This is a genomic window from Vicinamibacteria bacterium, from assembly GCA_035620555.1.
GTDB lineage: Bacteria > Acidobacteriota > Vicinamibacteria > Marinacidobacterales > SMYC01 > DASPGQ01.
Window position 1 is genome coordinate 1 of the sequence record DASPGQ010000115.1, and the last position, 6,183, is coordinate 6,183.

The window sequence follows — 6,183 nt, forward strand, 5'->3', positions numbered from 1 at the left end:
TAAAGACCCAGACCCAGCCCATGATGGGAGCGAGTGCTGGTGCTGTTCTGTTGGCGGAATCTCTCGAAGGCGAAGGGCAGGAACCCGGAGCTCATTCCCTCGCCGCTGTCGATGACGCGGAGCCGGGCCTATAAAGAATGCGGTTGGTAGATACTTCCTCTGTTCCGCCTTCGGACCTGAGCTTCCGCTCTGCTGCATATCTACGTATCCTGTAAGCGTGAGCAGGACATCGAGGTCGGGGCGCCAGTCCGCAGTGGAACTCCCAGGGTAGCTCCGGCCTCTCCGATGAGTGGGCGATCCGAAGCCCTACCTCGCGGACCATTCTCTGAATCTCGGGATCCTGGAGAATGGCGAGCTCGGCCGGCACCTCTCGTGCCGCCTGCCGCCCCCTCTCGATTTCTTGCGCCTTCGCTGACGAGTATGATCTCGCGGCGTGCCCGAACGAGAACGCCATCTTGCTCACGAATTCACCCACACGATTCCGCGAAGACCCATCCTTTTCTACCTCGCTGGGAGCTCGCCCATGGACGGCCGGGAAGCGGCAAGTCCGATGCCCGCGAATCGCATCCCTCGCCATTCGAGCGTGAATCCTGAAGACCCTTCACGGTTTCGAGAAGCGATTACCGACACGCTGAACGAAACCCAACGCGTGGTCTCCGAACCCGGGCCTGCTTCGCGCCGCCCGAGCGGCGATTGCTCGACCGCTAGGGGAGGGCGTCGGCCGAGGCGGGAACGGCTACTTTCAGATGATCGACCACCAGACGAACGCCTTCGATTCCGGCCACGACACCCGCCGCGAGCTCTTTCTGGCGGACATCGGGCGCGATCCCGGTGAGGGTGACCGCTCCACCATCGACGAGCACCCGGATGCGGCGGACATCCATGTTCTCCACGTCCAGAAGCGTCTCGTAGATCGTTACCTTCAATTCGGCGTCGATGAGGCGGTCCACGAGATCGCTCCTCGCTGAAGTGGACTCGACGCCGGGGGCCACATCGATGCGGTCGATGACCTCCACCACTCCGGAGGTGTCGGCTGCGATCCGCAGGGCGCTGGCTTCGGCCTCCTGCGAAGGAAGCGTGCCCGTCAAAGTGACCCGTCCATCGTCGGAATCGACGTCGAGCTCGAAGCTCGACACACTCTTCGAGAGTCCGAGGGCGGCTTTGACTTTGGTCGTCGTGACAGCGTCCAGCGACGTATCCCGCATTCTTTGCACCGCGTCACCCAAGTTTTCGGCTACGGCATTTCCGTCACGTTCCAGACTGTCGGTGGACCGCCGACGAGGATTCGCGAAATATAGGACCCCAATGATGACAACGAGCACCAACAGAAGTGCCATGACCAGGACCCCGGTCACAGAACCCCCGCGTTTGTTTCCACTTACTCATGATTCCTCCTTGAATTGGAAGCCTGGCGGAGACGCTGACCTCTCGGAAAACTGGCCGAGCGAAACACCGCATTTGGATTCCAGATCGTCTCGGTGCAACCGCCGTGCCAAGTGCAGCCAGACTCGCTTTCCGGTGAGAACGTGGGGAGTTCTCTCGTATGGCGGGTCCGAGAGGAAGAAGCCTCCGGCACTTCTTACACCAAGAGGCGGCCTCCGGTGCCGCGGCTTGCGCACGCCTTAGGGTCGAACGAGTCGCCATATACTCTTGCATACTCCTGCGGCTGCGACTAGGAGTGTTACGCAGCTTCGTTGGAGCTAGGAAGTGGGCGACCGATCCTCCGGGAGTCGTTGTGCCCGCGGCTCGAACCGAAAAGCGGCCATTTGTAGAAATGGCCATGACGGCTGGAGTTCCACCGTCCGCCCCGTTCGACCCAACGAGCGTTTCCGTCCGCGCAGTGGAGTCCGGCTCGTGTAATGATGCCGCAGGCTTCAGAGCTCGCTTCATGGGCGTCGTCCTCTCGCGGACGCAATCGACTTATTCCTGTGGTGCACGAGTGCTCAGCAGGTCCTCACCTCCGGCGCTTCGGTCGGCCGCCGCTTGGCGCTCGATCTCCCGATCGGCGGCGACATCCATTTCGTCGACATCCTCTCCAGAGGAAGGTCTCGATCGTCGTCGGTGCACCGGTGTCTCGATGGCAACCGTCCGCACCCGAAAGATGGGCTCCGGCATTTCAATCCCGGCATCGTCCAGTGCGGTCTTGACGGCGACCAACGCGGCACTTCGAACCTTGAGAAAGTCGTGGGCCGTCTGATCCACCCAGCCGAAGAATCGGACCAGAACGTTGGAGTCGCCCAGTGTCTCGACGACGGCCCAAGGCTCCGGCTCGTCCATCACGCTCTCGAGCCGGGTCAAGCCCTCGATGCCGAGGCGCCGGGCGGTCCCAATCTCGTCCTCTGTTCCGACGCCGACTGCGAAGTCGAAGCGACGGAGCGGGTTTTTCGTGTAGTTCAAGATGGTCGATTTGAATACGGCGGCGTTCGGGATTCGCAAGTGGTTGCCGTCCATAGTCAGCAGAATCGTAGCGCGGGAGGTGAGTCGGACGACCTTGCCATCCTGTCCATCGACGACGATGTGGTCGTTGGGCGCGAACGGCTGTCGCACGCTGAGTAGGATACTGGCGATGTAATTCTCGACGATGTCTTTGAACGCGAAGCCGATGGCGAGCCCTGCCACCCCCGCCGTTCCGAGAACGGCTCCCACAAGGGCGGTGGCATCCAGCAGCTCGAGGGCCAGAATGATCCCGAGCAGCAGAATAGCGATGCGAATCAGCTGGCGGGAAATGTCCGCGAGAAAGGGATTAGAAGACAGGCGGCGGTCAATCCAAGAGCGGGTGGCGGCTAGGCGGGAGAGCCAGACAAACAGCAATACAATCCCGACAGCCACCACAAGCACCGGAAGCCAAGCGACAAAGTCGAAAACGCGCCGTGTCAGCCGCTCCCCCGCCGGAGCGAATCGACTCTCCAGATCCGTGGCGATGGCGACCTGATTGCGCACCAGGAGCACTCCGTCGATGCGCTCCGCCAATGCCGCGGCATCCTCGGCGGCCGCCGATGAGAAAACTTCACCGTCGAGCGTCACGACACCTCGGGCAACGCTTGCGTCGATCGCATTCCAGGCTTCGATCTCCGCGTAGATGGCATTGAGGCGTTCGGCGATCGAAGCGTCCGTGACCTCCCAATCGGCGGGGAGCCGAGCATCCGGTTCGTTCTGCATCGCGTGGAGAGGAGGGCCCGAGACCAGGAGGACGAGCCAGCAGCTCGCTATCGTCAGCGAAACGTCGGAACGAGAGCTGCAGAGAATCCGCTCGAATCGAGAGTTATCCATTGGGTTTACCGGCTCCTTCCGAGACGCCCTTGCCAAAACATCTTCCATCGCAGGGAGTGTAAAAGAAACGAATCAACGCCTGCCTTCGAGATGCCCGCAGCTTCGAATCCATCGTGTAGCTCTGCTTCCGGAGAGAACACCATGGATCATCCCGACGAAACCGTCACGACGCGGCACGGCGAGCAGTTACGCTCGACCTGTCGCTTCACCGGATCGAGACAGCGGAGAATGGCGTCGCGCGCGAGCGGCTGCGGATGATGGGCCGTAGGAACAATCGCTGGAAGCCGGTCATCCCGTCGTTGCGCGACCGCGTAATCGAGATGAGAGACACGGCGCGCCCGTCCTCGCGGTCGTCGTCGATGAGAAAGCGCAGCGTTGCCCTCGGTCTGATACGCGCGAACCAGCGCGAAGATCAATCGCTTGGCTGGGCGAGCGCAGTCGCGCCAAACTCGACCCCGAGACGGCGCAGCGCGGCCTTGCCGCGCAGCGTCAAGTCGGTGATGAATTGAAACTGGTAACGGCCGTCGAACGGGTATGCCTTGAGTCGGTAGTGCGTGCCCCACGGCTTTTCCGCGGCCACGACGAGTACGGGCTTGTCAACATGCAGGTAGGGGCTGACGAGCGCGACATCGTACAACTTTTGCTGAACCTCCCGACCAACGTGATCGGGATGCAGGTAGAAGTCGGCCACACACATCAATTCTCGGTGCCCGCTATTGTTGTTGTAGATGGCAGTCGTCCAAATCTTGCCATGCGGAACGGCGACCATGGTGTCGTCCGGCGTGAGGATCTGGACGGTGCGCAAGTCGAGCGAACGAACTTCGCCGTAGGCGCCCTCGATCTGGACCCAGTCGCCGGTGCGATAGGGCCTTTCATACAAAGCGACCACGCCGGCAATCAGGCTGCCCGCGTAGTCTTTGAACGCGAAGCCGAGCGCCACGGCCAGAGCCCCGAAGATGGCGAGCAGGTTTTCTGGGGTCGGGTGAATGAACAGGGGAACGACGTAGGTGAGCACGAATAGCAATACGAGGAAGCGCAGGATTGGCTCCCAGGGCAGGACCCAAATGCGGAATCGGTACGGCAGCCGGTCCGCAAACCGTGGCACAGTCCATTTGATTGCGGTAGAAAGGACGAAGCCCGCGGCAAGCACCACCGCGGCCTCGAACAGTCGGATTTCACTCCATTCCCGTAGTATCCGCGTAGCCTCATCCGCGACATTGGCAACTTGCATGACTTGTCCTTTTGTCAGAAAGAATCGGTCAGAAGCCCTCCGCTCAGCAAGTCCCGCCTCACGAGCGGATAGGCAGTCAAGGTCACACACAGCCTTCCCATCTGTTCCTCGATCATGCCAACCCGTCGCATCAAGCTGACAGAGCGTTGGACCTGCTCGCAAGAAAACGGCAACAGAGTGACGAGCGACGAGAGCGACAATCCACCGTGTAGCAAGACCGAATGAAGAACAAAGCGGTCTACCCGGTCGGCGTCGACCGGGAGCTCCGGCAGCGCAAATTGGGCAGGCGACACGACCCAAAGGACCGGTCGGGAAGTTTGGGCCGAAGGGTCGGGCTCCTGCCCAGTATCGCGTGTGCGGAGGCTGGCTCGCCAAAGGGCCAGGGCCACACCCGGATTGCCTCGCGCTGTGGCCGCCAGGCTTCGGATCGTCATGGATTTCTCGCGCCGGGGTCGCTCGGTGTCCGTTTTGTCGGTGTTGTCGAGCTCCGGAAAAACCGACTCACCATCGCCGCTCTGCCGAAACTCGTATTCTGAAGTATCAAAGGTGGAACGAAACCAAGCATCCAGCCGCGCCGGGTCGAACGAAGCCAAGGTAATCGGTGCACCGAGCCTATCTTGGACACCGATGGCGTGCTGAAGAAACGCCCACGCCCAACTGTCGCAGCCAACCAGCACGCGCCGTCCGTTTTGGTTTAGCCTTTGGACCAGCGTCCGCACCACGCTCAGGCCGTCCTGGTGCCGTAAATACCAGCGCTCCAAGTGCGGAATCACCAGGATCTCATCGATGGATTCCTGCACCGCGTGCAACTCCGAAAGATTCGAGTACGACGCTTCCAGGAGTACCTCGGGCGAAGGCGCGGTCAGCACGTTGAGTTGTCGCTTCTGAGCCAGTACCTCCAACACTTCCGCGACGTCGCAACCAGGAGGCCCGATGAGAACTTGCAGGGGGCGAGCAGGTCTGCGATTGTCGAACCAGTCGTCACCCAATTCGGCGGCAAGAAGGTCGGCGGCGGGCTTCCAGTCGGGATCTGGCGTGACGGAGCGGAGCCTATCGACCGGTGGTCGGTCTAGCTGGACTTCTTCACTCGACGCCTTTTGATTCGGGCGGTGGAAAGCATCTCGAAGCGACGTCCACAAACGCCGCGCCAGCCCGCGGGCTGCATCACTTGCTGGTGGAGAAGGAACCTCAAAGTCGGCGACGGGGATGTAGCTCCAAATGTCCGTTTCGTCCAGCATCTCGATTTGCTATCTTAGTCGGTTCCCGACGCGTAGGGTTTACACAAGTTGGCTTGCTACTGACCACCTCATGCGAGCACCGGTGAGCTTTTTCGCGATTGTAATTCGATCGCGGTTCCGGACTGCTCGTGGATGGGCCCGGGGGCGGTAGCCGACACGACATCGACGACTATGGTTTGGTAGACAACCCCCGCGAGTGTTTGGCCCGTGTCCTCACACACATCCCCGAGCCTAACAAACACCTCATTCACTGGCCTCGCGTCATTGTCGGATCAAGATGAGCAGGGGCCTGACCTTCTGGTCCGGCCCTTTTTCACGCGGAGCGCTCGCCGATCCACGAGCGGATTCGGCGAGCTCCCAATCGACCTGTCTTAGTTGGTCCAGTAGGGTTCGTGGCCGTAGTACTTGTAAATGTCTCCACCCCACGTCCGGTCCGCAAAATCC

The 6,183-nt window shown here is 61.0% G+C and carries 4 protein-coding genes; all 4 read right to left on the reverse strand.

Features of this window, described 5'->3' with window-relative positions; translation table 11 throughout:
* Positions 1–704 precede the first annotated feature (704 nt).
* The 4 genes from VEK15_04710 to VEK15_04725 all read right to left on the reverse strand — a co-directional run bounded on the left by VEK15_04710 (position 705) and on the right by VEK15_04725 (position 5,739).
* Entirely contained in the window at positions 705–1,337 is a 633-nt protein-coding gene (locus VEK15_04710; protein HXV59973.1) for a BON domain-containing protein, read from the reverse strand.
* Positions 1,338–1,920: 583 nt separating this feature from the next.
* The gene (locus VEK15_04715; protein HXV59974.1) at positions 1,921–3,270 is read right to left on the reverse strand and encodes a mechanosensitive ion channel family protein; all 1,350 of its coding nucleotides are present in this window, start codon (positions 3,268–3,270) and stop codon (positions 1,921–1,923) included.
* Between the two features lie 412 nt (positions 3,271–3,682).
* Complete coding sequence (locus VEK15_04720; protein HXV59975.1) at positions 3,683–4,501, reverse strand: mechanosensitive ion channel domain-containing protein; 819 nt, start codon at positions 4,499–4,501, stop codon at positions 3,683–3,685.
* A 14-nt stretch (positions 4,502–4,515) separates the two neighbouring features.
* On the reverse strand, positions 4,516–5,739 hold the full coding sequence (locus tag VEK15_04725; GenBank protein HXV59976.1) for a hypothetical protein: 1,224 nt from the start codon (positions 5,737–5,739) through the stop codon (positions 4,516–4,518).
* Positions 5,740–6,183 lie beyond the last annotated feature (444 nt).